This is a genomic window from Massilibacillus massiliensis, assembly GCF_900086705.1.
Lineage (GTDB): Bacteria > Bacillota > Negativicutes > FLKF01 > FLKF01 > Massilibacillus > Massilibacillus massiliensis.
In genome coordinates this window covers 2,110,592-2,136,248 of record NZ_LT575483.1, presented here as the reverse complement: position 1 = coordinate 2,136,248, position 25,657 = coordinate 2,110,592, and the positions used below count along the sequence as shown (strand labels likewise).

Here is a 25,657-nt window from a genome sequence, read left to right as displayed (position 1 = left end):
CTTTCATCATTACGGTAACTCTTTTAAATCTTCTATGGATTTTGCTGCCAATAACTTTTCTACAACCGTTTCATCAGATAACAATTCGGACAACTCGCAAAGATTTTCTAAGTGCTCTCCATTATCAACCGATGCCAATACGAAAAACAATTGTGCATCATGATCCGGATCATCACTAAAATGAATTGGTTCCTCTGTTTTCATAAAACAAACTGCCGTATCATTTACACCCACGCCTTCTTGTGCATGTGGAATACAGATTTTAGGAGCAATGACAATATACGGACCGAGCTCTTTTACTTTTTCAATAATTGCATCCGGATACTCCGGTTCAATGGTTTGATCTATAAGTAAAGGCAGGCAAGCGGCTCTTACAGCATCTTCCCAATTTTTAAACCCTTTATGAAAACAACATCTTTTCTTTTGAATTAAGTTTTGAAACATTTAGTTCCCCTCGTTTCATCAATCATAACTATAATTTAAATTTTCAAACTATTTACTCTCAGCAGGAACGATTTGCCAAAACATAAATGCCGCAAACCGTACCTTGAGCAATGCAATAAAACCACCTGCATAACATTTTTATAAAAAGCTTGTAAATGGAAGATTAATGTCTTTTGTGAAACAATCTTCAAATCCTCTTGGATAGTGATACTCACGCTTATCTTTATCTGCCGGAAACACAAATTTTCCGCCAACTTGCCAAATAAATGGTTTAAATTTATATTGCAGACGATGTTTCTTCATTTCATATAAAGTCGTAATTTCTGCCGGATCTGCCTGAAAGTTAGCCCATATATCATGATGGAACGGAATTACGACTTGTGTGTTTAACGATTCCCCCATCCGCAGAATATCGGAAGCCGTCATTTTATCTGTTATACCACGCGGATTTTCCCCATATGAACCTAAGGCAACATCAATCTTATGTTCATTGCCATGTTTTGCATAGTAATTAGAATAGTGGGAATCGCCACTATGATAAAGATTTCCCCCCGGCGTTTTGACAAGGTAATTAACTGCTTTTTCATCCATATCATCCGGTAGCCAGCCTTTTAATGCTCCTTCGGGTGGTGCTGTAATCAATGCGGTACGATCAAAAGATTCCAACGCCAAAATTTCCATATCTTTTATTTTTATTACATCACCAGGTTTAACCGTAATGCACCGTTCTGCCGGAACACCCCATTCCATCCATTTTTCTACACAATATTTAGGCCCAATAAAAGGAACATCTTCCGCGCAGTTTTGCATAACAGCGGCCGCTACATTTACATCAATATGATCATTATGATAATGGGTAGACAAAACTGCATCAATCTGCCGAATCGCAAACGGATCAAGTACAAATGGCGCTACTCTTAAATTCGGTTGCAGCTTTTTGCCGCCGCACATTCTAGCCATTTGATGCTGCGGATCCATATTAGGTTTTGCCTTTGTCCTTTTACCACTGCCGCACCAAAAATCAATGCAAATATTTGCATTACCTTCAGATTTCATCCAAATACCAGTACAGCCTAACCACCACATTGCAAACGTTCCAGGGACTACAACTTCTTGCTCTATCTCTTCATTCAGCCAAGTACCCCATTCAGGAAATGTGCTTAAAATCCATGATTCTCTGCTAATCTCTTTAACTTTACTCATAGATGCGCCTCCGTTATGTTTATTTTAGTGCTTATAATTATTTTTATGCTCATTTTATCCTTGTTTGTTTTAAACGAGCATAATTTATGCTTTTATAATACACTTTATCCGATTTTTTTACAAGTTTTTTTTTATCCCATCATGATTTTACGATCGTTATTTTTGTATATATGCATAAAACGATCATTTTTATATGTTCTTTTTAAGCAATCCTGCTTGTTTATTTCTATACTTTTGCATTATAATAAGAATATAACAAACGAAAATAAGGCCTATTTATATAAAATGAGCATTTAATTATCAAAATAAATCATGATACGTCTTTTGAAAGGAATGAACATTCTTATGAAAAACAGCAAAGGTGTTGTCTATAAACGCCAACAATATATTTTAAAATGTTTAAAAGAGAAACAAACTGTTCAAGTTGACGAATTAGCGGAGAAGTTAAAAATTTCACCAACGACGATCCGCCGCGACTTGCAAATTTTTGAACAACAGAACATCGTGAAAAGATTTCACGGCGGAGCAAAACTCGTAGAGGGCAATCTAAAAGAAGATCCTGCTCCAGATACCCTATCACCAAAAAAAATCTCTCAAAAACACGCCATTGCCAAATATGCGGCCTCTCTGATTGATGATGGAGACACCATCTTTATGAATTCAAGTTCAACTGCATTGCTACTTCTTAAGTATTTAAAAAATAAACATGTCATCGTTATTACCAACAATGGAAACGCGATCGTCGCAGAAAAAGATCCACGCGTAGAGCTGGTATTAACAGGTGGCGAAATTTACGAAAGAAAACAATCCATGGTTGGTGAATTTGCCATGCATACATTAAATAAAATCACCGCCAACAAAACTTTTATCGGCGTTGGCGGCATTAGCGTACGCGGCGGCATCACAACATCAGTCTTACAAGAAACGCCGATCAATGAAATGATGTTAAAACGCTGCATCGGACCTTGTTTTATCTTGGCAGGCAGTTCAAAAATTGGTCGGCAGCACAATTTTATGAGCGGATCCTTAGATAAAGTATCTACAATCATTACAAATAAAGACGCCGATAAACAAGAACTTGCCCGACTCCGCAGCAAGGGTATTGAAATCATTGAAGTCGATCCAATCGAAGAAACAATACTGTAGACAAACCATGAACAAATAGGTTATCGATAGAGGGGGATTGAATATCTTTTTTATCGTGCAAATCGTATATTTATCTGATCTCTATGAGATGCCGCATTTTAATGCGGCATTTTTCTCGTACCCGGCCTTTTCCGGAAAAATACGTTCCGAAGGATGAAAAATAGCCGGCTTACGTGAAGAAATTCGTTTGTCTGAGCGAAGTGAGTTTGCGAATTTTAGTAAGCCGGCTATTTTTCAAGGATTTTGGAGGACTGAGGCCTAGACTTTTTGGTCCTTTTGTGTCGATGACAAAAGGACACCCATGCGTTCATGATACACTAAGAATTTTATGAATAAAATCTTAGTACTCCTATTTTGCATTACAGCTTGCAGATATGATGGATAAGCGTTATACTCAAGTGATATACATCAAGAAATTTTTCACATGTAAGTATGCAACATCTCCAATTTCATGGTAAATTGCGCTGCATCAACTGCAAATTATATGTAAACGAGGTTTTTATGAACGACGTACTACTAAATGCTTTAAGCCTAATTACAATGATTATCATTGGATATCATTTAAAAAAATACAATTTCGTAACACTCGAAGGACGCAAATTAATTACAGACATTATTATGATGGTAACACTGCCCTGTGCATTGATTTCAGGTTTTTCAGACTTTAAAATGGATGCATCATTATATTATGTTATTTTGGTCAGCTTATCTTTTAACGTTATCGTCTGCTTATTCGCTCTAATTTGGTCACACCGTGAGCATAATGAAGTGAAAGCTTTTAATGTACTCAATATGCCTGGCTATAACATCGGCTGTTTCACCCTTCCTTTTGTTCAAACTTCCTTAGGACCTTTTGGTGTTATCGTTACGAGTATGTTTGATATTGGTAACTCCATCATGTGCACAGGTGTCAATTATGCACTGGCTGCAGAAATCGCCGGAAAAGGCGAACAGAATAAAATACGAAATTTTATCAAAAAAATGCTTTCCTCTATCCCTTTTGATGTCTATATGGTCATGTTGTTTATTACCATCACAGGTATACAATTACCGCATTTTGTCTTTTACATTACTTCGCATATTGGCAGTGCCAATGCCTTCCTCTGTATGCTTTTAATTGGTATGCTGTTCGAATATAAATTAGAGCGATATCAACTTGTCCATGTCATTACAATATTAAGTGTCCGCCTCTTATCCGCAGCAATTTTCGCCTTTATCATTTATTACTATACCTCTTTTTCTTTAGCTATTAAGCAAGTTGTTATTTTAACGACCTTTTCCCCAATTCCAATTAGCACAACAATTTTTACCGAAAGATGCGGTGCCGACGTTAAACTTTCTGGAATATGCAGCTCTTTTGCAATTCCAATCAGTCTCATCATCATGACTTCATTACTTACGTATTGGAATTTATAAACGCGCAGATGCACTTTTGGTATTCAACTACACGAGTAAAAAATGACCGACTCACGAAAATTTTTCATTTGCTTCGCTCAAGCAAATGAATTTTAACGTAAGTCGGTCATTTTTCATCTTTTAAAATTTTATGGTATTAACTCTCACTTATTTTTCACCATACGAAGTTATGCACAGCATAACCACAGAAAAATGTGTATAACTTCGTATATTTTGTGTCAAAACTTCCTCAACCAGTTACTTATCCACAGTATATTGTGTTGAAAAAATTTCACTCATCTTAATGTTTTTCCATTGATGGTTCCACTTCTTTACTCTGCCCCAAACGACTCGTTAAATAGATAGAAACAATCACGACAATTAAACAACCTACAATTACTGGCATCGTTAAAAATTCTTTTGGCACAGCTCCATACAAACCAAATAAACCAAAAAGAATAAAAACAATCGCTGCTACCCATTTAACCACACGTTCTGGTATTTTTTTACCCAAAACAATCCCAATAATGATCCCAATTCCATCAGCAATCATCATTCCGATTGTCGTACCAAGCCAAACAGGCAAGACCGCATGAAACTGCGCTGCTAAAGCAACCGTTGCAAACTGCGTTTTATCACCCATTTCGGCAATAAAAAAAGCAATTGCCACAGTCCAAAACGGACTATACTTCCTAGCTTTATCTTCACCATCAAGTTCATCACCGCGAATTGTCCAAAGCCCAAATACGATAAACGACAATGCAGCAATGATCTGAATATGCTGCATTGGAATAAAGTTGGTCAAATAATTACCAACAACTACAGCCAGCAAATGATTTAAAACCGTTGCAGCAAAAACACCCCACATTACAGTTTTCCAACAATAGCGTGTTGCAAATGCCATTGCTAAAAGTTGTGTCTTATCTCCCATCTCCGCCAATACAACGAAAACTAAAGAAGTTAAAAAAGCTATCATATCCTGCCCTCCAAATATTTTTTTTATTCAATTACGAATCTGCTCTCGCCCTAAGAATCCAGCCAGTGAAAGCTGCACAAAGAACGAATCCATCGCTGAATAAATTTAACTAAAATTCAGCAGCAGCTATACTGCGAACTGAATGAAGTCTCTATTTATAAAACACACTTAAAATACACACTTTTATTTATACCATAAAAAAAGCGAGACCTTTAGTACGACGATTTACGTCATACTAAAGGTCTCGCTATTGGCTAAGCCAACAACAGAGCCAGACAGCTACGCTGCCAGTATGTTGACTCTGTTCTATGAGCTACTCCCCTTTAGGAGTTTATATTTTATTCAGCAGTAAATGGCAATAATGCAATGTTACGTGCACGTTTGATTGCAACAGTTACTTGACGTTGATGTTTTGCACAGTTACCAGAAATACGACGTGGTAAAATCTTACCGCGTTCAGTAACATAACGGCGCAATTTTGGAACATCTTTATAATCGATAGCTTCTACTTTATCTACGCAGAAACTACAAACTTTTTTCTTAGGCTTTCTTCCTCTTTCGCGTTTCACCGAACATACCTCCCTTTAAAATGGTATCTCTTCGTCAGGGAAGACCTCACTGCCAAAGGAATTCGCACCGCCGCCCGCTGCAGGCGCCGAACTTCCGCCATCATCTGGTCTCGTTTGTTTACTGCCCATAAACTCAATGTTTTGTGCAATAACTTCTGTCACATACCGTTTTTGTCCGTCTTGCGTTTCATAATTACGAACTTGTATGCGACCTTCAACCAAAATTTGACTGCCTTTGATCAGATTATTGCCACAAATTTCGGCCAGTTTTTCCCATGCTACGATGGGTATAAAATCAGCTGTATTCTGCCCGTTACCAGCGTAACGGCTAACAGCAAGACTGAAAGTAGCATTTGCTTTTCCACTTTGCGTATAACGTACTTCTGGATCGCGTGCAAGACGCCCAACTAATATAACCTTATTCATGGTAACTTTTCCCCCTGGCCTTATATTATTCTTCTTCTTTTACGATCATGTGTTTAACAATATCGTCAGTAATCTTCATTACACGGTCAATTTCAGCAACAACGGCTGGCTCTGCAGTAATGTAGAATAAGCAATAGTATCCGTCAACGCAGTCTTTAATTTCATACGCTAAACGTTTTTTGCCCCAACGATCAACTTTATCAATGTTACCACCATTATCAGCAATTAGCTTTTCGAATTTTTCAATCACAGCATTCGTTGCTTCTTCTTCAAGTGGTTTAACAATGAATATGACTTCGTACTTTCTCACGAAATCACCTCCCTCTCTGGACTAATGGCTCCCTAACAGGAGCAGGGAAGGCCCAAAATAAATTTTGAAACCTAACTGTCTTATGACCAAACTATTATATCACTTTTAGCCCAAGCTATGCAAGGCGTTTCTCCCTAAAAATAGAAATATTTTATCTGTCCCGGTCCCCCCGTGCCATAGATGCTGCAACGCCAAGCAAACATAAGAACGCAAAAATAATAAATATCTGCTGAAAGCTATCCAGCATATGTATCAGATAGTCTGGCGATAAAGTGTCCATCGCGTAAATGGACAGCATAAAAGTTACAATCGCCATACTCACCGCTTGGCCGCTGAGCCGCATAGCAGACAAAGCAGACGCTGCCACACCATAGTACTTCGGTGTCACTGCACCCATAATTGCATTATTATTCGGTGACGAAAACAAAGCAAAACCTAACCCGATCAACATAAGATCTAACCCAATCCAAACAAGTGATGTATCCTCCTGAAGAAACGCAAGAAAAATAAGCCCAATCGTATTCAATCCCATCCCAATAGAAGCAACGATCCGTGGTTCCATCTTATCAGATAATGCACCTGCCTTGGGAGAAAAAATCGCCATAACAATTGGTTGAATCAGTAAAATGAGCCCCGCCATCGGTGCATCAAAACCACGAATCAGCTGGAGATATAACGATAGAATAAAACCAATTGCAAACGTAGCACTATAATTAATCATTGCCGCTAAATTTGACATGGCAAACACAGTATTGCCACGAAACATTTTTACATCAAAAATCGGTGAATCATATTTCATCTGTCTTTTTACAAATAAACCACCTAACAGCAAACAGCCTATCAAAATGTATTTTGCATAGTGGTTGGTAGCAATCGTCGAGCAACCATACAATATCCCCGGACTTGCAATACCATAATACAAAGTTCCTAAAATATCAAATCTTTCCCCTTGTGCCCCATACCATTCCTTCTCGACACGTAAGATCAGCCATAAGCTCACGCCTAATACAATCGCTGTAATGAAAAAAATACTCCGCCAGCCCATAAAATGTGTCATAATGCCACCGAGCATCGGCCCCAAAGATAATCCAATATAAGTAGCTGCCGCAGAATATCCAATTACCCTGCCCCGCTCTTCCGGTTTATGTACCGATATAATCATTGCCATTCCCGTACTAAAAATCATTGCTGTTGCCATCCCTTGGATCCAGCGGCAAACAATTAAAAATTCCACAGATTCAGCAAAGCCTGACAATAACGTGAAAAGAATGAAAAATACAACCCCGATCATGTAGATTTTTTTTCGTCCCATGATATCAGCAAGCCGTCCAATTGGTAACATGACCATAACAGACCCAAGCAAATACGCCGTTACCACCCAGCTAAGAACATTGGCACTCACCGCAAATGTTTCTCCCATCGCTGGAATAGCTAAATTAATTGCACTTCCCATAAAAGGTCCGATAAAAGATGTATTCAATACTGCCAGAAAGATGAGCTTCGACTCCGACATAACATCACTCCCAACAAAAAACCGCATCCGTCTCTACTTCATATCATACCACAAAAGATATGGTTTCAATTCCCACTATATCACCGCACCCTCCTATTGATAAAATTCCCATAAATTGAAACTTAATGGTTTACATGCGGATGAATGTTCATAATAAATGTAGATTGTCCAGCCTGCAATTCATCATGACTATATTCAATGTCATACTTCATTTTATTATATACTTTATCGTACCACCCTTTTTTACTGTGCTTATCCTGCTGTTCCTCCGTAGAAGGTTTTTGCAATCTATTTTCTATGCTTCGCTCCAAATGCTTGATTGCTTGTGTTGGCCCTGATAATTTAAAACCTAATGAGAGCTGTTCATTATTCGAAATCCAAAGCAATTCACAAAACAAATTCTCTTTCAAATGATATGCACCGGCGTAATATGCTTCACCTTCCAATTGACTGATCTTTTCGTCAAACAATGGTAAGACATTCATTTGTGGATTTTCTAAAAATTGCAATATTTTTGAAAATAAAAAATCTCCTGTCCAATCCATGTCTTGCGGGTTGGAAACAATTCGCATCGTAAACGCATTCCGCGATTCTCGCGTCGAATCTGCCGATGCATCTAATTTCTCTTCAAATCTTTTTTCTTGACGCTCGGACACTTCCGTTTCTGCTTTACTGTTTTCTGCAAAATTCGGAGTTTGGCGCAGCACCAACCAACTTAAAAATATCGCAACAAATATGATCAAACCTAACCCCATCTTATGACCAAATGTATTGCGATTTTTATTCCCATTTACACGTCCGCTAAACTTCATTCTACTAATATAAAACATCCCATTTCTGCTAATTTTCTTTCATCGAGAACAGCACACATGCTATTCCCTTATAGTTTTTGCAAATACTTGCAGTAATCATACACCAATCAACGCGACCAGTCCATGTAAAAGCCTACTGCACTTTTATATTCTACCTCCATTAATATAAATACCTCCTATTTCATTTTAGAAATTTCTAAAAATAAAATTATAAAGCCTTGACCAAAAATTATCTAGACTTTATAATCTTATCCATGTGATAATGATAATCATTTCATATTGTTAGAATGACTAACATCAGTCTTATTAAGTTGGCAGCGCAACTTTTCAATCGTAAAAACTTCTAAATTTCAATTTAACTACGCTGCAATAAAGAAAGGAGTCTCCTCATGACACAAAAGAAAAAGCAATTATTATCTTCTCTAATTATTACACATTTATTATTTGGCGTTCCTTCCCTCGTTTTCGCGGAAACCTCCAGTGACGAACCTGATCCGGCCTTTGAAATGGAGGAATACGTCATTACTGCCAACCGAATCCCTGTAAAAATTACAGAAACAGCGGCCAATGTAACCGTCATCACGCAAGAGCAAATCGAACAGGGTAACTTTAGCACAGTGCCAGATATTTTACGAAAAAATAATATAAATATCGAAGAAGACAGCTCCGGTTCTCAACCAATCAGGCGATTCGCGCGTTTTAGTTTTAGTCAATGGGCGCAGAATGAACTGGGATCAGATTGTGAAAAGCGGCAGTAAAGGCGTAAATTTAAACAATTTAAACGTTGAAAATATTGAGCGTATTGAAGTCGTACGCGGACCTTCCTCTTCTCTCTACGGCAGTGATGCAGCCGGGGGTGTAATCAATATCATCACACGCAAAGCTACCAAAGCTTCTACCTCTGTAAAGACCGAATTCGGCAGTTGGGGCACACAACGTTATAGCATCACAACAGGAGATAAAACGGATAATGGCTTCAGTTATTTTGTTACTGCTGGAAAAGAGAAACGTGGCAATTATCGTTATAAAGATGCCAAAACGAACAGCAACAGAACCTTTACCCAGACCAGTTATGACGAAAATTCTTTAACTATGCGACTTGATCAAGACTTAGATAACGATCGTTCAATTTCTTTTTATTTTGATCATAATGACCGTGACGGAGACTTTACTTTTGCAGCACCTGGCTATACGTCTTATTACCCAAATGGTCACACCAAGTCCAATAATGATAATATTGCATTGACTTACAATTACGGTAAAAATAATCTTGTGCAAATTTATCAAAATCATGCCTCAAACGATACCTATCGTGATGAAACGTCTAACTATTCCATCGACCGAAAAGAGCAAGGTTTTAACTGGCAGAACAGCTTTAAACTCAACGAACGTCATACCCTAACGACAGGAACAGATTATCGCAAAGATAAATTCGATTACCCTTCGCAAGGAATCCAAAAAACCTACAATTCTAAAGCAATTTTTATTGAGGATTTATGGAAATTATCAGATGACTGGAATATGACACTAGGCACTCGCTATGACAATCATAGTTTTATCGGCGGACACCAAACTTCACGTGTGACAGTCAACCATCAATTGGATCAAAAATCAAATGTTTATCTCTCTTGGGGGCAATTTATCAAAGCACCGTTAATTGAAGATTTATACAGCGACACCGAATTTATGATTGGTAATCCTAACCTAAAGCCAGAATCGGGAGATACCGTTACTTTAGGATTAAATACGACCTTAGGAAATGGAACAAAACTACAGACAAGCATTTTTAGCAGTCGTCTTGAAAATGCCATTGCTTATGATACGCAAGGTCCACGCACAAAATCACTCAATATCGATCAGCAAAAACGCAAAGGTGCCGGTCTTACTTTATCGCACCAGCTTTCACCTAAATGGAATGTTTCGGGAGGTTATTCCTATGTAAGCATTAAAAATAAAACTGCCGATTCCACCGACTATAGCAATGATAAAAATAATAACCAACCAAATTTCTATCATCTTGGCCTACAATATACACAAGATAAATTTAGTTCTGACATCACACTGCGTCATATCAGCGGACGCAACACACAAACCTTCTCCTCCTCAGCATATACAACATTAGATCTAAATTTAAATTATCAAATGACACCGGATAGTCGTTTATTTATGAAAGGGTATAACTTAACCAACGAAAGCTATGAAATAAGAAGTGGAGGCAAATTCAAAAATATTGGAGCCTATCCAATGCCTGGACGGAGCTTCTATGTCGGCTTAGAGCAAAAACTTTAATCTAAAGGCATCCATATCCTCTATTTAGACGAATACGATTCCATGAGAAAGCGTTGCTCTCTCATGGAATCTCTAAGGATCTCTACAATTTATTCTTTCTTGACAATAAATTCTTTTTTCTCTAGAATATGTACTGATATCAGTCAATTTCATAAATGAGGTGTTCATCATTTCTAGAATTTCAAAAGATCCTTTAATTCGGCAAGCAGAGCTTATGGATGCGGCACAAGGATTATTTCTTTCCATTGGTTATCTACAAACAACCGTACAAGATATCGTACGTAAAGTGAATGTAGCACAAGGAACCTTTTACTATTACTATAATTCAAAAGAATCTATTCTCGAAGCAATCACAATACGTCACATTAATAAAACGATTGAAAAAATGCAGTCTACAGAACTGATAAATGCAACTGCCTTAGATAAACTGACTTTATTTATAAATCTCTTTTACTACCTATGTCATAAAGATATCGTCGGACAAATCAGCGATGTATTGTACAAAGAAAAGCAAGGTATCCTGATCAATAAGCTCTGGAGGTTGACACTCACCGCGACTAGCCCAATCTTAATTTCTATTCTTGAACAATGCAATCAGGAAGGCGTTTCCAAGGTGACAAGAATGGAAGAAAGCCTAGCTTTTTTCAATGGAATCATGGCCGCCTTATTAGAATCCAGTTCACCCACGACTTACGGGCATGAAACAGATATACAAATTATAAAGAGCAAAGTACATATCGCAGAAAGATTATTTGAAAATTTATTTCAGCTGCCGGAAGGAAGCCTTCGGTTAAAGGCCTTCTGGTCCGAAGAAGAATAACTTATTTTTATTTAAATCACATATCAAACTAGGGGAGCCGCATTCTTTATGCGGCTCCCCTAGCATTTTTCTCCTGATCTTTTCTGGATACACTTTATAATACTTTTACCGAACTTATCGCGTTTCATGACGTTTATGCATAATAAACTATAAAATTACGCTATTTTTATTTAAAATGTATAATTCATTCCAACACGCCAGAAACGTCCTTCCAAGGTAAGATCATTAATTTCCTTGCCCAATATATTATCAACCCCAACATAGGTACTATAATGCTCATCCCATTTTTTATTCAATGTAAAATTCAACGTACCATAATTATAATCTTTTTCTTCATAGTGGTAATCACGCACCCAATTATACCAAAGCATACTGCTGATACCGCTACTTTGAACATCATCATAATGTACCTGGATAGAATAATTATGTTTGCCCCGATCCTCTAAAACTTCACCAGTTATTGAATTTTTTGCATCTAAATAAGTATATGAGGTCTTTACTGTAAATTTGTCCGAAAGATGCCGTCCTGCTTCTAGTTCAACCCCTTTAATTCTCGCTTTTTCAATATTAAAATACTTTGCTGTGGAAACAGTGCCAGTAGTTGAACTTTTCGTATCAATTAAATCATTAACATCATTATCAAAATATGTTAACTTACCAAAACTTGCTCCTTTCTCGCCTTCTAAACTGATATCAAAACTTGTTGATTTTTCTGGTTTTAAATCAGGATTTCCTATAACGATAACTGTTTTATTTGCTCGAGGATGACGCGTCATTTTCATATACAATTCACTTATGCTAGGTGCTTTAAAGCCTTTTCCATAATTTGTTTTCAATCGAAATTCATCTGTGAATCGATACGTTATTCCAAGTTTTGGACTAAGGCTATCTTCAAATTTATTACTCGTATCATAACGAAGGGAAGGAATGATCAGCAATTTATCATCCGGTTTCCATTCATCCTGAATATATGCTGCTTTATATGTGATCTCTTTCTCCGAGATTGATTTGCTAATTCCATGCTCAATGACAGTCGAAACATTTTTTCCATTATCCTCTAAACGAGTTCCACGATACTTCGTTGTTCGATATTCACCACCAAACGTCAATACATGATTGTCCATTACTTTCATCGTATTTTTTCCATCAATTGCCCAAGTTTTATAATTTGCTCTATCAAAATCTTTATAACTACCCGTTGTTAGCAAAGTATCATTATTTTTTTCTAATTCGTTATAATAGGTACGTAATTCATAATTTCCTAAAGTACTCTGCCCACGATAAGTAGCTCCATAAGAATCTCTTGTATTCGTATAATATTCTCGACTTTTACCAATATAATCTGCTTTTTGTAAATGCTCACCTAGACGTTCATAGTAAACATCCAAATTCTTTCCTTCAGCAATGTCATAAGTACCACTAAAATTATAAAACTGGCGTGGTCCATATAGATTTGATTCATCTTGCTTTTCGGCTTCGTTCAGGCGCCGTCTTTCTTTTGTATCAGTAAATGAAGCATCCATCGTCCATGCCCATTTTCCCTGTTTGCCCAAGTCAACATGATACGATGCATTTTGTTGATAGTTGCCTGTAGACATCCCAATCGTGGTCTGCGGCTTTTCGGACTTCCTCGTAATGATATTAATTACACCGCCCAAAGCTTCAGATCCATAAAGCGAACTGACCGGGCCTCGAATAATTTCAATTCGTTCTACATTATTAATGTTAATGCGATCAAGCTCGTATACATTCGTAGTAGAGCCGGCATCTTCTCCGGCCATCCTACGCCCATCAATTAAAATCAATGTTTGATCTGTGTTCATTCCTCGCAAGCTAACTTGATTGCCAGTCATACTAGCCTCGGAAAGATTTAGATTCAAAGCAAGTTTCAATGCCGCCGTTAACCTATCAGCGCCCATGTTTTCAATATCTTTGCGTGTAATGACTTCAGCGGCTGCTGGAGTTTCCCTAATCGTCTGCTCTGTCCGAGTCGCTGTCACCACCATTTCATCGAATTGAAAAATCTCCTCGGCCTGTGCTGGCATACTCAATGTCATCATAATTCCGCAGCTCATTAATACAATCTTTCCTGTTCTTTGATACTTCCGTCTTTTCAACTCATAATCTCCTCTCACCGTGTAATAAATTATTTAGGTCTATTAAAATTTACATGGGCTATTTCTATAAAAACTTTTATATCTCTTATCGAAATGTGTCTTAAATACTTTCACACCCTACAGTTTCTTCTGCTCACTCCAAGACCAGCCATTATGCAATACGGCGTTTAAACATTCTAATATTGACTGCGTCATATTTACATACCAGAACTGCCCTGCAATGGTTAATCGAATTAGATCCGCGCTTCGAACCAAAAGCCCCTGCTTTTCCCATAGGTTAAGCAACACATTAAGTTCAAAAATTCGAGCATCAAAGGTACTGGCAAGTTGTCCAATGTCTAAATAACCAAGCTTCAGCTGATATTTAACTTCATCATATAAATCCGCTGATGCATGTGCCTTCAGCATTGTTACAATCGGCTTTTCTCCGGCATCAATACGCTTAATATAACGCTTTACATCTCGATCCTGCATTAGTGCTATACCACTTATTCGCCCTCCGGCGCCTGCACCAAAAGGGAATCTGGTATGCCCCTGCCGTGCTGCTGAATTATATAGATTGCGCTCTCGATTACTTTTTGCCCAATGACAAACACTGATTTGATTCACAGGCCATTGCTGCAAGATCTGATGCGCCATTGCAAACATCTCTGCCTGTTCCCGAAGTACAGCTCCAGCGGGCAATCGCCCTGTTTCTATTGCTTTTTTTAGCATACTATTTTCGTAAACATTCAATTGATATAAATCCCAGCCATCTACTGCAGCAGCTTTCAATGTCATGACATCCTCAAGCCAAACATCTTTTGTCTGATATGGCAATCCATAAAGCAAATCAATAATAACGCTTGCTTGACTATACGCAGATAAAGCAGTCAAACGTTCTAAAACCGTCTCTCGATCATCAAGCCGACCAACCGCTCTCCGTACTTTTGTCTGAAAGGACTGCACCCCAAGAGATATCCGATTCACACCATTTTCAAACCAGCAATCCATTTTTTCTGAAACCAGATCACGAATTCTCCCCTCAAGTGTCAACTCATAATCATTCGCTAACGGTAAATAGGTATGAATCGCTCTCAGTAATCGCCCAATATTAAATGGCGATAAACAGCTTGGCGTCCCCCCACCAATAAATACAGCATGAATAGGCGCTGTAAAACAAGGGCTGCCTGCATACATCTGTAACTCAACAATCAAACGATCAATATAGGCAGTTTCAAGCTCTTCCTGACAAAAATTTTGAAAAAAACCGCAGTACAAGCATTTATGCCGACAAAAAGGAATATGGATATACGCTGAACGCTTCTCTCCTCTTCCCGTTTCTTTTAAAGCCGCTTGCCACATATCTGCCCATTTGGTCTCCTGCAAAGGCTGTCCCTTAAAATCGCTGTGCAACACTCGTTTACCAGAAAATGACTCCTGCAAGGGCTGCTCGGTTTCACAACCAACGACCAACGAATAGAGCTCTGGCCCCATCGATGCAAAAATTTCTTCTAATCCGCCGGTTGGTCGAATGTTCTCTGCAGCATTTAACTTTGTCATAAAACATCCTCATAGACTTTTTCACGAATCACTGAGAAAATTGCTTTCGCTTTTGTCAAATCCGCTTCATCTGGATGTTTAGCTGCTTCACGATGCCGAGCAATGCGTTCTGGAGTCATCGCATGCGGATGCCCCTGTGGCAGATCTTTAAACTTCTCCACTAGATTTCCATTCACTTTTCCTTGGCAAATAAAGTCGCCCATCAGTTGATTACTTGCATCTAACAATGCGCCTGCGTTTTGCATACTTTTTCGTGCATGTTCTGAATCCGGATATGCGCCTAACGTCGCAAAAAGTGCCACTTTCTTTTCCCGTAATTCCGTAATATACGCTTGCGCTTTTTTATCGGCTGTTCCCCGATCCACCCAAAATCCGACAGCAATCAAATCATACGCCTTTGCGTCCGGCTTTTCTTCCACCGGAAAAAGATCCGCTTCATCACCAAAAACTTCTTTTATTGCTTCTGCAACTTTTTTCGTATTTCCCGTTAAACTTGAATAAACAATAAGTGTCTTCATTGCACACTCTCCCTTTTCAATCTATTGTTAAATTACTGATCACTCATTGTAAGCAGCCAATTTTCTCACACTTAACCACAGCATCAAGCAAGTAAAGAACAATAAAATACCCGCTTTCATCGCAGCAGTTTCTCCCCACATCGGCAGACGCAATAAACTATTTACAAGACTAAGCGGCAGCATCGCAACAATTTCCCGTACCAAAGCAGGAAAATGCCCTTCTGGGAAAAACGAACCGCCAAAGAAAATCATCGGCGTCATAAAAAAATTATTAATTAGCGAGAGATCATCGGGGTCAACAATCCATAAACCAACGACCAACCCAAATGCGGCAAAAAAAAATGCGGATAAAATCACCCCACAAACTGCCACAGAACTCAATCCTGGAGCATCAAAGAACATCCAAGCTGTTCCATAAACCAGACCACCAAACAATAATCCCCGCGTTGTACCTGCTAACGCCAGCCCAAATGCTACCTGGGTAAGAGAAATCGGACTTACAAGTAAGGTCTGAAATGTTTTAAAATAAATACGCCCTACACTGGCTGAAAGAGAAGTTTGCTGAAACGAATTCAACATAACCGTTATCCCGAGAATTCCTTTTGCCAAAAACGGAATATATCCCCCGCTTACTTCCAGCCGAGCACCTAACCCCCAGCTAAAAGCAAACAAATAAATTACAGGAAACATCAATGACGAAAAAACACGACCGAGCTTCCCCATTTTTTTCTTCATCAAAATCATTTCTCGGCAGTACACAACAAGACAACCCATTACTGCACCCCTTTTCGAATCAATCGCAAAAAGGCTTTTTCCAAGGTAAACGTCGGATCATTTTTTCCTTCTGCCATATCTTTAATTTTTTCCGGTGTTCCCGTTAGTAAAAGCTTACCTGATTTTAAAAGCGCCAACCGATTACAAAGCTGTTCTGCCTCATCCATATAATGCGTTGTCATAAATATCGTTTTGCCTTTACTCGCTAAATCACGGATCATCTCCCAAATATCTTGACGAACATCTGGATCAAGGCCTACTGTCGGTTCATCTAAAAGCAATATTTGAGGTTCAGGTAATACGGCTCTGGCGATCAGCACCCGCCTTGCCATCCCACCAGACAGCGTATCCGTCTTTTTATCACACATATCTTCCAGATTAAATTCTGCCATGATTTGCTTTACTCTACACTTTACATCGGAAACACCAAAAAGCCAGGCATATAGTGTCAAGGCTTCCTGCACAGTCAATTCTCGTTCTAGATTATTTTCTTGCGGTACCCAGCCAATCTTCTGCTTAATCGCAGCCCTTTCTTTAACGCCATCTAAACCTAAAATATATAAACTTCCACTGTGAGGACGGCTCAGCCCGGCAATCATTTTCATTAACGTCGTTTTACCAGCGCCATTCGGACCTAATAAGCCAAATACCTCTCCAGCTTCCACTCTTAAGGACACATCATTTAAAACAGGCTTTCCCTGATAAAATTTTGAAACATGTTCTATCCTGAGCATTGCATCATGCTCCTTAACTGTTTTACTCGTCATATGGAAGGCAACCAACCACTTCACATCTCCTTGTGCAACACATCGTACTTTTAATTCTCTCTATGTAAATTGAGGAGCGTGTTGATTGTTAGCCAAATTTTTGTCGCATCCTGCTATCTTTTAACATACGCTATCTATCACTCCTTTATTTCCAAAGTTATGTTATACATCTTTTACCACTCTCAGCTTCATGCACGCACTCTATATAGCAAAATGCTTACATAATCTTTCTAAAATGAAACTATAATCTATAGATGTATACATTCTCTCCCCATCATTTTAATGAAAATGATTATCATTGTCAATTAAAATCCGACTCATTTCGACTAAATATGACTAATAATAACCAAACAAACAGTTATATTTTGTTTATTTTATCTATAAAAAAACCCCTATAGTGTGGATTTTTTATCCATACTATAGGGGTTTTTCTATTAAATAGCTTTCTCTTTATACATTAAAGCGGAAGTACGTAACATCGCCATCTTTCATGATATATTCTTTCCCTTCAAGTCGAACCTGTCCTTTTTCTTTGGCTGCATTTTGACTGCCAGCAGCGATTAACTCATCATAAGATACGATTTCAGCGCGGATAAAGCCACGTTCAATATCGCTATGAATCTTCCCACCTGCCGCTGGAGCCTTTGTTCCTTCTGTAATCGTCCATGCGCGAACTTCCTGAACACCAGCTGTCAAAAACGTTATTAACCCTAGCAATGTAAAAGACGCCTTAATCAATTTATCCAAGCCTGATTGCTCTAATCCTAACTCCGCTAAAAATTCTTTTGCATCCTCATCACTGAGCTCTGCAATTTCAGATTCTACTTTTGCAGAAACAACAATAACTTCAGCACCTTCTTGTTTTGCATATTCTTTAACTTTCTGCACATAATCATTTTCTGTTTCCGCAGTTGCTACTTCATCTTCCGCAACATTTGCAACGAAAAGAATCGGCTTTAGTGTAAGCAGATTCAGATCACGAATCAGCAATTGTTCATCCTCGTTCATCTCTACACGGCGAGCTGGAAGCGCTTCTCCCAGCGTATCCTTTATCTTCGTCAATAAATCCAATTCTACTTTCGCCTTTTTATCGCCGCTTTTCACCATTTTTTGTGTCCGTTCCATACGTTTTTCAACAGACTCTAAATCAGCTAAGCACAATTCTGTATTGATGATTTCAATATCGCGTAAAGGATCGATATTGCCCTCCACATGCGTAATATTTTCATCGGTAAAACAGCGAATAACCTGTGCAACAGCATCAACTTGACGAATGTGCGACAAAAATTTATTTCCTAGACCTTCTCCTTGTGCAGCACCTTTTACCAGTCCGGCAATATCGACAAAACGGATCGATGCAGGCACTACTTTTTTCGCTTGATTCATATCCCGCAATACGGCTAAACGAGGATCTGGTACATCGACAACACCAACATTCGGCTCAATTGTGCAAAATGGATAATTTGCAGCTTCCGCACCGGCTTTTGTAATAGCATTAAACAAGGTACTCTTTCCCACATTCGGCAATCCAACAATCCCTACTTCTAAATTACTCATAAATTACAATTCCACCTTATTATTTTATTTAATCAGACATCAAGTGTCCTTTTCATTGCTCTTTTAAGAAAAACCAAGTCTTTATCATTGTAGATTATCTAAGATTTAAATGCAATAGCCCGCATTATTTTACAACTGATATCAAGCCGTCCACTAAAAAAATCGGACACGCTATGCGGCGCATCCGATTTTTACAGCACATATTTCAGTACCTTCCAATCAATATGAATCACTTGAAAATTAATGTTTTATTTATATTGCATCTCAATTCCTGCTGCTTCTAACTGCGCGCAAACTTTTTGCACATCTGTTTTTGTCGCAGGCTTCACATCGATAAGTTTATATTCCATATCAAGTGCTTTCCATTTATACATCCCCATCGTATGATATCCTAGCAATTCTACCTTTACTTCGCCGCCGATTTTATGAATCAGCGCAGTCAATGCCTCTATTTCCTCTGGTTTATCATTGATGCCCGGAACAACAACATAACGGAGTGAAATCGGCTTACGCTTCGCAATATAAGCTAGATTTTCAAGTATTTTTTGATTATCTGCTGTGGTTAAATATCGATGCGTTTTTACGTCAACCGCTTTTAAAGAGAATAACACTTGATCGGTATTTTCCAAAACTTTGTCGATAAGAGACTGTTGATAGAAACCAGCAGTATCTATTGTGGTATGAATGTTGCTTTCATGACAAGCCGCAAATAAGGCGGCAACAAAATCCGCTTGTAAAAACGGCTCCCCGCCACTTACTGTAATACCGCCACCTGAAGATTCATAAAAATGACGATACTGCGAAAAATCTGTCATCACTTCTTCAATCGTAATCGTTTTATTGCCGCGCGCCCAGCTATCCGGATTATGGCAAAAAGCACAGCCTAAACTGCACCCAGCCAAAAATAAAACATACCGGATCCCCTTGCCGTCTACTGTTCCAAAAGTTTCTTTTGAATGATAGTAAGCACTTATCTCAGACTGCTTCATAAAATGTACGACGAATCACTTCTAATTGATGGGCCTTACTAAGTTTTACAAAGTTGACGGCATAGCCGGATACACGAATTGTAAGCTGCGGATAGTTTTCCGGTTCCTTCATTGCAGTTTCTAATAGCGCACGGTCAAACACATTAATATTAATATGGTGCCCTTTGCAAGCAGAATATCCATCTAATAATGCGACCAAATTGCGGCTTCGATCCTCAGACGTTTTGCCAAGAGCTGCCGGCACAATGGAAAATGTATACGAAATTCCATCGCGACAATCCTCATACGAGATATTTGTTACAGACTTCATCGCAGCCAATGCGCCTTGTTTATCACGCCCATGCATTGGATTTGCACCAGGTGCAAAAGCTTCACCAGCTTTACGCCCATCCGGTGTCGCACCCGTTTTCTTGCCATACATTACATTAGAAGTAATCGTAAGCACTGACAAAGTGTGTTCTGCCTCACGATACGTTGGATGCTTTCTAAGCTCACTGATAAATTCATGCGTAATTTCTTCTACCAGGCAATCTACCCGTGGATCATTGTTTCCATACATAGGGAATTCACCCGTAATTTCGAAATCTTTTGCAATACCATTTTCATCACGAATTGCCTTTACCTTCGCATAACGGATCGCACTCAATGAATCCACTGCCACAGAGAGACCGGCAACCCCAAACGCCATCAAACGCTTTACTTCACTATCATGCAATGCCATTTGTCCGGCTTCATATGCATGCTTATCATGCATAAAATGGATAAGATTCATCGTATTGACATAAAGACCAGCTAACCAAGCCAAAACTTTAGAATAATTTTTACGTACAACTTCATACTCTAAATATTCACCATCGACAATCGGCATTGCAGGTGCCAATTGCTGCGCCGTATTTTCATCCAATCCACCATTAATCGAAAGCAATAAAGATTTTGCAAGGTTTGCACGTGCCCCAAAGAACTGCATTTGTTTCCCCAACTGCATTGCCGATACACAGCAGGCAATTCCATAATCATCACCATATACCGGGCGCATTACTTCATCATTTTCATATTGGATTGCGCTTGTAGCAATCGATACCTGCGCACAGAAATTTTTAAATGTATGCGGTAATTTATCTGACCAAAGCACCGTTAAATTTGGTTCTGGTGCAGGTCCTAAATTATATAAAGAATGTAAAATCCGATAAGAATTTTTCGTCACCAACGAACGTCCATCCTCACCAATTCCGCCAATTGCTTCCGTCACCCAAAGCGGATCTCCAGCAAACAATTCATTATATTCCGGTGTTCTCAGCATACGTGCAAGGCGAAGCTTAATTACAAATTGATCCATCAATTCCTGTGCTCCGCTTTCCGTAAGTATTCCATTTTCAAGATCACGGGAAATGTAAATATCCAAGAAAGTCGAAACACGCCCGATTGACATTGCTGCACCGTTTTGATCTTTAATCGCTGCTAAATACCCAAAATACACCCATTGTACGGCTTCTTTTGCATCTTTAGCCGGAACACGAATATCAAAACCATATTCCTCAGCCATAGCAATCATGCTTTTCAAAGCTGCAATCTGTTTTGCAATTTCATCACGATGCTGCAGGACTTCTTCTGTCATTACATTACTAAACATTTCATTCAAATCTTTTTCTTTTTCCGTAATTAAATGCTTCACCCCGTAAAGAGCAATTCGACGATAATCGCCAATGATACGCCCCCGACCATAAGCATCAGGCAGCCCTGTAATAATCCCCAACTTACGCGCTTTGCGCATTTCCGGTGTATAGACGCTAAATACCGCACTATTATGTGTAGTCACTAGATCTGTGTAGACATCCTTAATCGCTGGATTTAATTTATATCCATATTCCTCACAAGCCTGCTCAGCCATACGGACACCACCATTGACAATAACACCACGTTTTAATGGCGCATCTGTTTGCAGACCAAAAATAACTTCATTTTCCTGATCAATATAACCAGCTTTATGAGATGTAATCGTTGAAACAATTTCTGTATCAACATCCAATACACCCTTTTTATTTTCTTCTTCCAATAGTTTTTTACATCTATCCCAAACCCTTTTAGTCTTATCCGTTGCAGCCGCTAAAAAAGTATCTTCACCTTCATACGGTTTATAGTTCACCTGTATAAAATCTCTCACATCTATATGCTCTTGCCATTTTCCTTTGTTAAAACCTTGCCAAACATTCATTTCATTTTCCTCGCTTTCATTTTAAAATACAATCTTAATATAGAAATTGCCTCTTCTTTATCTCTGGCAGAACTACGTTACTTAAATAAGGTTTGTATTACTTTATATTCTTAATGTGCTTATTATATTCGAGCCAGCAAGTATATGTCAAGGTAATATGATCAACTTTTAATACCTAGTACTAATTTACCTCCTTTTACCGTTTTGCTTCAGAAGATTTTAGTCCTATAAAAAATGACAAAAACCGCCTGAGCATAGAAAACCAATGCCCAGGCGGTCGACTTTTATACAATACAGTCCCTCGTGGTAAACCACTTGATCCGCCAGTTCTGTATCGCAAATATTTTGTTTTATGGGGCTATTATATTCGAAGACAACAGAATCTGTCAATACTATTTTCACCAATTGTTCGTACTTCAGGTTTCCTATGTTTTGCCTTAACCTTGCTGATTTTTCTTTTCGACAATTTCCCTTACGGCTTTTTCAAATTTAACTCTTGGTATCATAACAAAATGCCCACAGCCCTTGCACTTCATACCAAAATCAATACCAGTACGTGTAATTTCCCACAAATTACTTCCGCAAGGATGCGATTTTTTCATTTTCACAATATCGCCAATATCGTAACGAATCCTTTCCAAAATACACACCTACCTTATTTATAGCCTTTTTATATACGTTTTAATATAATTATAATTCTCTATTCTTTTACGCAATCCTGCCTCACTAAACCATGCTCTATTGCATACTATGGTGTAGTAAATAGAGAGAGGTGATTTTATGGCTACACCAATCTTAACCACCATTATTGCTGACGTGAATGCTTTAGTTCCAAATCTAGCCTCCCTCGCCAGTACTTTTCGCTTACTTGTTGGTTCAGCCGAAGAAATCAGCCGTATTCCTGGCGTACCTATTGAAGTATATGAACGATCTATCATCCGCTTTGATCGCTGTGGCTCTTTAATTGATATCCTTTTAGAATTGCTTTGCTGTAAAATCAAATTTATGTCCGAATTTTTAAGCACCACTTGTGCACCGATTGATCTCATTGCACTAGCACAAAATCCAGTCGATGACAGTACAATTGAAATCATTATTGAAATTGAAGTTCTACGTCGTATTTTAAAATGTTATTGTGAGGAAAACAGCTGTTTCTCCACCCCCGATTCATTCAACTTTGATTGCAGTTATCCATGTAATCCGCCAAAAACAAACAATCCAACCGATAAAACAGACTCCGAATAGTATAAAACAGATTGTTGTCTTTATACTATTTTAATAATCAAGCAAATTTAAGTTACATCAGTAACATTACCTCTTCAATAAATTCAACGATGCAAGAGAAAGGATTTAGATGGAACTTAACGAAATAAAGCAAACATGAAGTCAAATTATATTGTGAGGTCAAAGTACGATGAAACTTTCATTACTCCAAATAAATATTACTTTAGGTGATTTTGAAAAGAACAAAGCGTCCGTGCAAAAGGCCGTTGAGAAAGCCATGCAAGCAAAACCAGACATACTCGCGTTGTCTGAGATGTGGAACGTCGGCTTTTTCCCAAATCCAATCATAGAGTTTGCCGATCCCAATGGTCAACAAACGCGTAATTTTTTAAGTGCATTGGCAAAAAAGCATCAGGTAAACATCGTTGGCGGCTCTATTGCCAACCGCGTTGAGGAGACTCTGTATAATACGAATTATACTTTTAATCGACACGGTGAAGAAGTTTCTACCTATCATAAAATCCATCTTTTTTCTCCTTCTAAAGAAGATAAACGCTTCACTGCCGGGGACAAAATTCATATCTTTACGCTCGATCAAATAAAATGCGCAGTTATTATTTGTTATGATATACGTTTTTGTGAACTCGTCCGTATGGTTGCTTTAGAAGGGATTGATGTCTTATTTGTACCAGCCGCTTGGCCAGTAGATCGTCTTACGCATTGGCAAATTTTAAATCAGGCCCGCGCTATTGAAAATCAGATCTTTATTGCTGCTATCAATGGGTCCGGCTCATTTAAAAATTTTCATCTGGCTGGACATTCTATGATCATTGATCCATGGGGGAATATCCTTGCTGAAGCAGATGCAGCACCGTCCATCGTCACCGCAACGATAAATTTAGGTGCACTAAGGCAAATTCGCAGTACCATGCATGTGTTTAAAGACCGGAAACCCAACCTATATACATATTAAGATTATTCCCGGGAAATTTTCTGATGACTTACAGGAAAACTCCAAATGAGCATGTTGCACTAAAATATCAACATCCTCATTTGGAGTTTTTCATACGTTTTTTTCCACAATTATGATCTATTTTCGCCTCGTACAACCGGTGACTTAGACGAGTTCGGCATGATGATCAGAAGGTTCCGCATGAATAACAACATCACACATACCAAGTGCTTCCTTTAATTGATGTTCTAACTGATCACAAATATCATGTACTTTATCCAAATGCATATTTTTATCTAAAATAATATGCACATCTAACAACCGATAGGCGCCAGACCGACGCGTTCTTAATTGGTGGAACCCAATTACATCTTGATGGGCATTAAAAATATCCTCAATAATTTTTTCATCCTCTGGCGGCAAACTCATATCCGTCAACTCTTTAGCACTCGCGATTGTCATATCATAGCCAGTTTTAAAAATAATTCCAGCAACAACAATTGCAATCGCAGAATCAATCCATAACCACCCTGTTATTTTAATTGCAATTAAACCAACTAAAACACCGATCGACGTCCATATATCAGCCCGAAGATGCAAACCATCCGCCTCTAATGCCTGAGAATGTGTTTGCTTCGCAACTTTCATCAATCGCCCAGATACCAGATAATTTACAACAATTGAGACTAACATAATCACAATCCCATATTCTAAATACTCAGGTTCAGTCAAATGGCTTAATTTTCGCACCGACTCATATACAATCCATATTGCAGCAAACACAATTAGTAACGCTTCTACTGCACTAGATAAATTTTCAAATTTCCCATGTCCATATTCATGGTTTTCATCGGGTGGAATGACCGATGTTTTTACAGCATAAAAAGCAATGACTGATGCAATTAAATCAACCCCGGAATGTGCAGCCTCTGATACTAAACTGACTGCTCCCGTAACCAATCCAACAATTAATTTTATAATGACCAAAAGCGTGTTGGACATAATAGAAAGCCATGCCGTTCTCTGCTTTAAAATGTTATGTTTTTCTTCTACTCCCATGAATGCACCTCCACAAATTACCGCAAACTTACTCTCACGATCA

General features: G+C 38.4%; 25 protein-coding genes and 1 riboswitch. Of the genes, 7 read left to right on the top strand and 18 right to left on the bottom strand.

Going from position 1 to position 25,657, the window contains the following annotated elements; translation table 11 throughout:
* Window positions 1-9: 9 nt before the first annotated feature.
* Together BN6559_RS10205 and ulaG are read right to left on the bottom strand one after the other, a co-directional pair.
* On the bottom strand, window positions 10-444 hold the full coding sequence (locus BN6559_RS10205) for a PTS sugar transporter subunit IIA (RefSeq protein WP_110954611.1): 435 nt from the start codon (window positions 442-444) through the stop codon (window positions 10-12).
* Window positions 445-582: 138 nt separating this feature from the next.
* The gene (gene ulaG, locus BN6559_RS10200; RefSeq protein WP_110954610.1) at window positions 583-1,647 is read right to left on the bottom strand and encodes an L-ascorbate 6-phosphate lactonase; all 1,065 of its coding nucleotides are present in this window, start codon (window positions 1,645-1,647) and stop codon (window positions 583-585) included.
* 345 nt (window positions 1,648-1,992) lie between these two features.
* Between ulaG and BN6559_RS10195 the strand changes: the two genes are divergently transcribed.
* Together BN6559_RS10195 and BN6559_RS10190 are read left to right on the top strand one after the other, a co-directional pair.
* Window positions 1,993-2,793 carry a DeoR/GlpR family DNA-binding transcription regulator gene (locus BN6559_RS10195; RefSeq protein ID WP_110954609.1) on the top strand — a complete coding sequence of 267 codons (801 nt, stop codon included), beginning with the start codon at window positions 1,993-1,995 and terminating at the stop codon, window positions 2,791-2,793.
* Window positions 2,794-3,294: 501 nt separating this feature from the next.
* Window positions 3,295-4,209: an AEC family transporter gene (locus BN6559_RS10190; RefSeq protein WP_199883918.1), complete on the top strand. Its 915-nt coding sequence runs from the start codon at window positions 3,295-3,297 to the stop codon at window positions 4,207-4,209.
* A gap of 280 nt (window positions 4,210-4,489) precedes the next feature.
* Here BN6559_RS10190 and BN6559_RS10185 read toward each other — a convergent pair whose 3' ends face one another.
* From BN6559_RS10185 to BN6559_RS10160, 6 genes are all read right to left on the bottom strand, one after another.
* On the bottom strand, window positions 4,490-5,164 hold the full coding sequence (locus BN6559_RS10185) for a TMEM165/GDT1 family protein (protein ID WP_110954607.1): 675 nt from the start codon (window positions 5,162-5,164) through the stop codon (window positions 4,490-4,492).
* Between the two features lie 338 nt (window positions 5,165-5,502).
* Complete coding sequence (rpsR, locus tag BN6559_RS10180) at window positions 5,503-5,733, bottom strand: 30S ribosomal protein S18 (RefSeq protein ID WP_110954606.1); 231 nt, start codon at window positions 5,731-5,733, stop codon at window positions 5,503-5,505.
* Window positions 5,734-5,748: 15 nt separating this feature from the next.
* The gene (locus BN6559_RS10175) at window positions 5,749-6,159 is read right to left on the bottom strand and encodes a single-stranded DNA-binding protein (protein WP_110954605.1); all 411 of its coding nucleotides are present in this window, start codon (window positions 6,157-6,159) and stop codon (window positions 5,749-5,751) included.
* A 25-nt stretch (window positions 6,160-6,184) separates the two neighbouring features.
* Window positions 6,185-6,469 carry a 30S ribosomal protein S6 gene (rpsF, locus tag BN6559_RS10170; RefSeq protein ID WP_110954604.1) on the bottom strand — a complete coding sequence of 95 codons (285 nt, stop codon included), beginning with the start codon at window positions 6,467-6,469 and terminating at the stop codon, window positions 6,185-6,187.
* Between the two features lie 151 nt (window positions 6,470-6,620).
* Entirely contained in the window at window positions 6,621-7,982 is a 1,362-nt protein-coding gene (locus BN6559_RS10165; protein WP_110954603.1) for an MFS transporter, read from the bottom strand.
* Window positions 7,983-8,104: 122 nt separating this feature from the next.
* Complete coding sequence (locus tag BN6559_RS10160) at window positions 8,105-8,812, bottom strand: hypothetical protein (RefSeq protein WP_110954602.1); 708 nt, start codon at window positions 8,810-8,812, stop codon at window positions 8,105-8,107.
* A 371-nt stretch (window positions 8,813-9,183) separates the two neighbouring features.
* On the opposite strand from BN6559_RS10160, the gene BN6559_RS19255 reads away from it, so the two are divergent.
* The 3 genes from BN6559_RS19255 to BN6559_RS10150 all read left to right on the top strand — a co-directional run bounded on the left by BN6559_RS19255 (window position 9,184) and on the right by BN6559_RS10150 (window position 11,903).
* Window positions 9,184-9,552 carry a hypothetical protein gene (locus tag BN6559_RS19255; RefSeq protein WP_199883917.1) on the top strand — a complete coding sequence of 123 codons (369 nt, stop codon included), beginning with the start codon at window positions 9,184-9,186 and terminating at the stop codon, window positions 9,550-9,552.
* A complete protein-coding gene (locus BN6559_RS10155) occupies window positions 9,518-11,083 on the top strand; it encodes a TonB-dependent receptor plug domain-containing protein (protein WP_199883916.1) in 1,566 nt (521 codons plus the stop codon). The genes BN6559_RS19255 and BN6559_RS10155 overlap by 35 nt, the downstream gene beginning before the upstream one ends.
* Before the next feature lie 214 nt (window positions 11,084-11,297).
* The gene (locus tag BN6559_RS10150) at window positions 11,298-11,903 is read left to right on the top strand and encodes a TetR/AcrR family transcriptional regulator (protein WP_199883915.1); all 606 of its coding nucleotides are present in this window, start codon (window positions 11,298-11,300) and stop codon (window positions 11,901-11,903) included.
* Window positions 11,904-12,073: 170 nt separating this feature from the next.
* Here the strand turns inward: BN6559_RS10150 and BN6559_RS10145 are convergent, their stop codons facing one another.
* The 9 genes from BN6559_RS10145 to BN6559_RS10105 all read right to left on the bottom strand — a co-directional run bounded on the left by BN6559_RS10145 (window position 12,074) and on the right by BN6559_RS10105 (window position 23,023).
* Window positions 12,074-14,020, bottom strand: a complete 1,947-nt coding sequence (locus BN6559_RS10145) for a TonB-dependent receptor plug domain-containing protein (protein ID WP_110954601.1) — start codon at window positions 14,018-14,020, stop codon at window positions 12,074-12,076.
* Between the two features lie 117 nt (window positions 14,021-14,137).
* Window positions 14,138-15,562: a heme anaerobic degradation radical SAM methyltransferase ChuW/HutW gene (gene hutW, locus BN6559_RS10140; protein WP_110954600.1), complete on the bottom strand. Its 1,425-nt coding sequence runs from the start codon at window positions 15,560-15,562 to the stop codon at window positions 14,138-14,140.
* Window positions 15,559-16,080, bottom strand: a complete 522-nt coding sequence (locus BN6559_RS10135; protein WP_110954599.1) for a flavodoxin family protein — start codon at window positions 16,078-16,080, stop codon at window positions 15,559-15,561. Before BN6559_RS10135 ends, hutW begins: the two co-directional genes overlap by 4 nt.
* 39 nt (window positions 16,081-16,119) lie before the next feature.
* Window positions 16,120-16,854 (bottom strand): ABC transporter permease, encoded by a 735-nt coding sequence (locus BN6559_RS10130; protein WP_110954598.1) that lies wholly within the window; start codon window positions 16,852-16,854, stop codon window positions 16,120-16,122.
* Window positions 16,854-17,645 carry an ABC transporter ATP-binding protein gene (locus tag BN6559_RS10125; protein ID WP_199883914.1) on the bottom strand — a complete coding sequence of 264 codons (792 nt, stop codon included), beginning with the start codon at window positions 17,643-17,645 and terminating at the stop codon, window positions 16,854-16,856. Before BN6559_RS10125 ends, BN6559_RS10130 begins: the two co-directional genes overlap by 1 nt.
* A gap of 426 nt (window positions 17,646-18,071) precedes the next feature.
* Entirely contained in the window at window positions 18,072-19,178 is a 1,107-nt protein-coding gene (gene ychF, locus BN6559_RS10120; RefSeq protein WP_110954597.1) for a redox-regulated ATPase YchF, read from the bottom strand.
* Between the two features lie 248 nt (window positions 19,179-19,426).
* The gene (gene pflA, locus BN6559_RS10115) at window positions 19,427-20,167 is read right to left on the bottom strand and encodes a pyruvate formate-lyase-activating protein (RefSeq protein WP_199883913.1); all 741 of its coding nucleotides are present in this window, start codon (window positions 20,165-20,167) and stop codon (window positions 19,427-19,429) included.
* Complete coding sequence (pflB, locus tag BN6559_RS10110) at window positions 20,154-22,379, bottom strand: formate C-acetyltransferase (RefSeq protein WP_110954596.1); 2,226 nt, start codon at window positions 22,377-22,379, stop codon at window positions 20,154-20,156. The genes pflA and pflB overlap by 14 nt, the downstream gene beginning before the upstream one ends.
* Window positions 22,380-22,639: 260 nt before the next feature.
* Window positions 22,640-22,720: riboswitch (ZMP/ZTP riboswitch) on the bottom strand.
* Between the two features lie 96 nt (window positions 22,721-22,816).
* Complete coding sequence (locus BN6559_RS10105; RefSeq protein ID WP_110956369.1) at window positions 22,817-23,023, bottom strand: DUF951 domain-containing protein; 207 nt, start codon at window positions 23,021-23,023, stop codon at window positions 22,817-22,819.
* Window positions 23,024-23,159: 136 nt separating this feature from the next.
* Here BN6559_RS10105 and BN6559_RS10100 point away from each other — a divergent pair, with 136 nt between their 5' ends.
* Together BN6559_RS10100 and BN6559_RS10095 are read left to right on the top strand one after the other, a co-directional pair.
* A complete protein-coding gene (locus BN6559_RS10100; RefSeq protein WP_110954595.1) occupies window positions 23,160-23,624 on the top strand; it encodes a hypothetical protein in 465 nt (154 codons plus the stop codon).
* A 169-nt stretch (window positions 23,625-23,793) separates the two neighbouring features.
* Window positions 23,794-24,576: a carbon-nitrogen family hydrolase gene (locus BN6559_RS10095; RefSeq protein ID WP_110954594.1), complete on the top strand. Its 783-nt coding sequence runs from the start codon at window positions 23,794-23,796 to the stop codon at window positions 24,574-24,576.
* 144 nt (window positions 24,577-24,720) lie between these two features.
* Here the strand turns inward: BN6559_RS10095 and BN6559_RS10090 are convergent, their stop codons facing one another.
* Entirely contained in the window at window positions 24,721-25,614 is an 894-nt protein-coding gene (locus BN6559_RS10090) for a cation diffusion facilitator family transporter (RefSeq protein WP_110956368.1), read from the bottom strand.
* Window positions 25,615-25,657 lie beyond the last annotated feature (43 nt).

Bases quoted from the DNA above. Each gene is read 5' to 3' on its own strand.
- ulaG (WP_110954610.1), bottom strand. From the start codon at position 1,647: ATGAGTAAAGTTAAAGAGATTAGCAGAGAATCATGGATTTTAAGCACA.
- ychF (WP_110954597.1), bottom strand. From the start codon at position 19,178: ATGAGTAATTTAGAAGTAGGGATTGTTGGATTGCCGAATGTGGGAAAG.
- BN6559_RS10095 (WP_110954594.1), top strand. From the start codon at position 23,794: ATGAAACTTTCATTACTCCAAATAAATATTACTTTAGGTGATTTTGAA.
- pflB (WP_110954596.1), bottom strand. From the start codon at position 22,379: ATGAATGTTTGGCAAGGTTTTAACAAAGGAAAATGGCAAGAGCATATA.
- BN6559_RS10090 (WP_110956368.1), bottom strand. From the start codon at position 25,614: ATGGGAGTAGAAGAAAAACATAACATTTTAAAGCAGAGAACGGCATGG.
- BN6559_RS10190 (WP_199883918.1), top strand. From the start codon at position 3,295: ATGAACGACGTACTACTAAATGCTTTAAGCCTAATTACAATGATTATC.
- BN6559_RS10130 (WP_110954598.1), bottom strand. From the start codon at position 16,854: ATGGGTTGTCTTGTTGTGTACTGCCGAGAAATGATTTTGATGAAGAAA.
- BN6559_RS19255 (WP_199883917.1), top strand. From the start codon at position 9,184: ATGACACAAAAGAAAAAGCAATTATTATCTTCTCTAATTATTACACAT.
- BN6559_RS10160 (WP_110954602.1), bottom strand. From the start codon at position 8,812: ATGTTTTATATTAGTAGAATGAAGTTTAGCGGACGTGTAAATGGGAAT.
- BN6559_RS10150 (WP_199883915.1), top strand. From the start codon at position 11,298: ATGGATGCGGCACAAGGATTATTTCTTTCCATTGGTTATCTACAAACA.
- BN6559_RS10100 (WP_110954595.1), top strand. From the start codon at position 23,160: ATGGCTACACCAATCTTAACCACCATTATTGCTGACGTGAATGCTTTA.
- BN6559_RS10155 (WP_199883916.1), top strand. From the start codon at position 9,518: ATGAACTGGGATCAGATTGTGAAAAGCGGCAGTAAAGGCGTAAATTTA.
- BN6559_RS10165 (WP_110954603.1), bottom strand. From the start codon at position 7,982: ATGTCGGAGTCGAAGCTCATCTTTCTGGCAGTATTGAATACATCTTTT.
- BN6559_RS10175 (WP_110954605.1), bottom strand. From the start codon at position 6,159: ATGAATAAGGTTATATTAGTTGGGCGTCTTGCACGCGATCCAGAAGTA.
- pflA (WP_199883913.1), bottom strand. From the start codon at position 20,167: ATGAAGCAGTCTGAGATAAGTGCTTACTATCATTCAAAAGAAACTTTT.
- hutW (WP_110954600.1), bottom strand. From the start codon at position 15,562: ATGACAAAGTTAAATGCTGCAGAGAACATTCGACCAACCGGCGGATTA.
- BN6559_RS10195 (WP_110954609.1), top strand. From the start codon at position 1,993: ATGAAAAACAGCAAAGGTGTTGTCTATAAACGCCAACAATATATTTTA.
- BN6559_RS10135 (WP_110954599.1), bottom strand. From the start codon at position 16,080: ATGAAGACACTTATTGTTTATTCAAGTTTAACGGGAAATACGAAAAAA.
- BN6559_RS10185 (WP_110954607.1), bottom strand. From the start codon at position 5,164: ATGATAGCTTTTTTAACTTCTTTAGTTTTCGTTGTATTGGCGGAGATG.
- BN6559_RS10205 (WP_110954611.1), bottom strand. From the start codon at position 444: ATGTTTCAAAACTTAATTCAAAAGAAAAGATGTTGTTTTCATAAAGGG.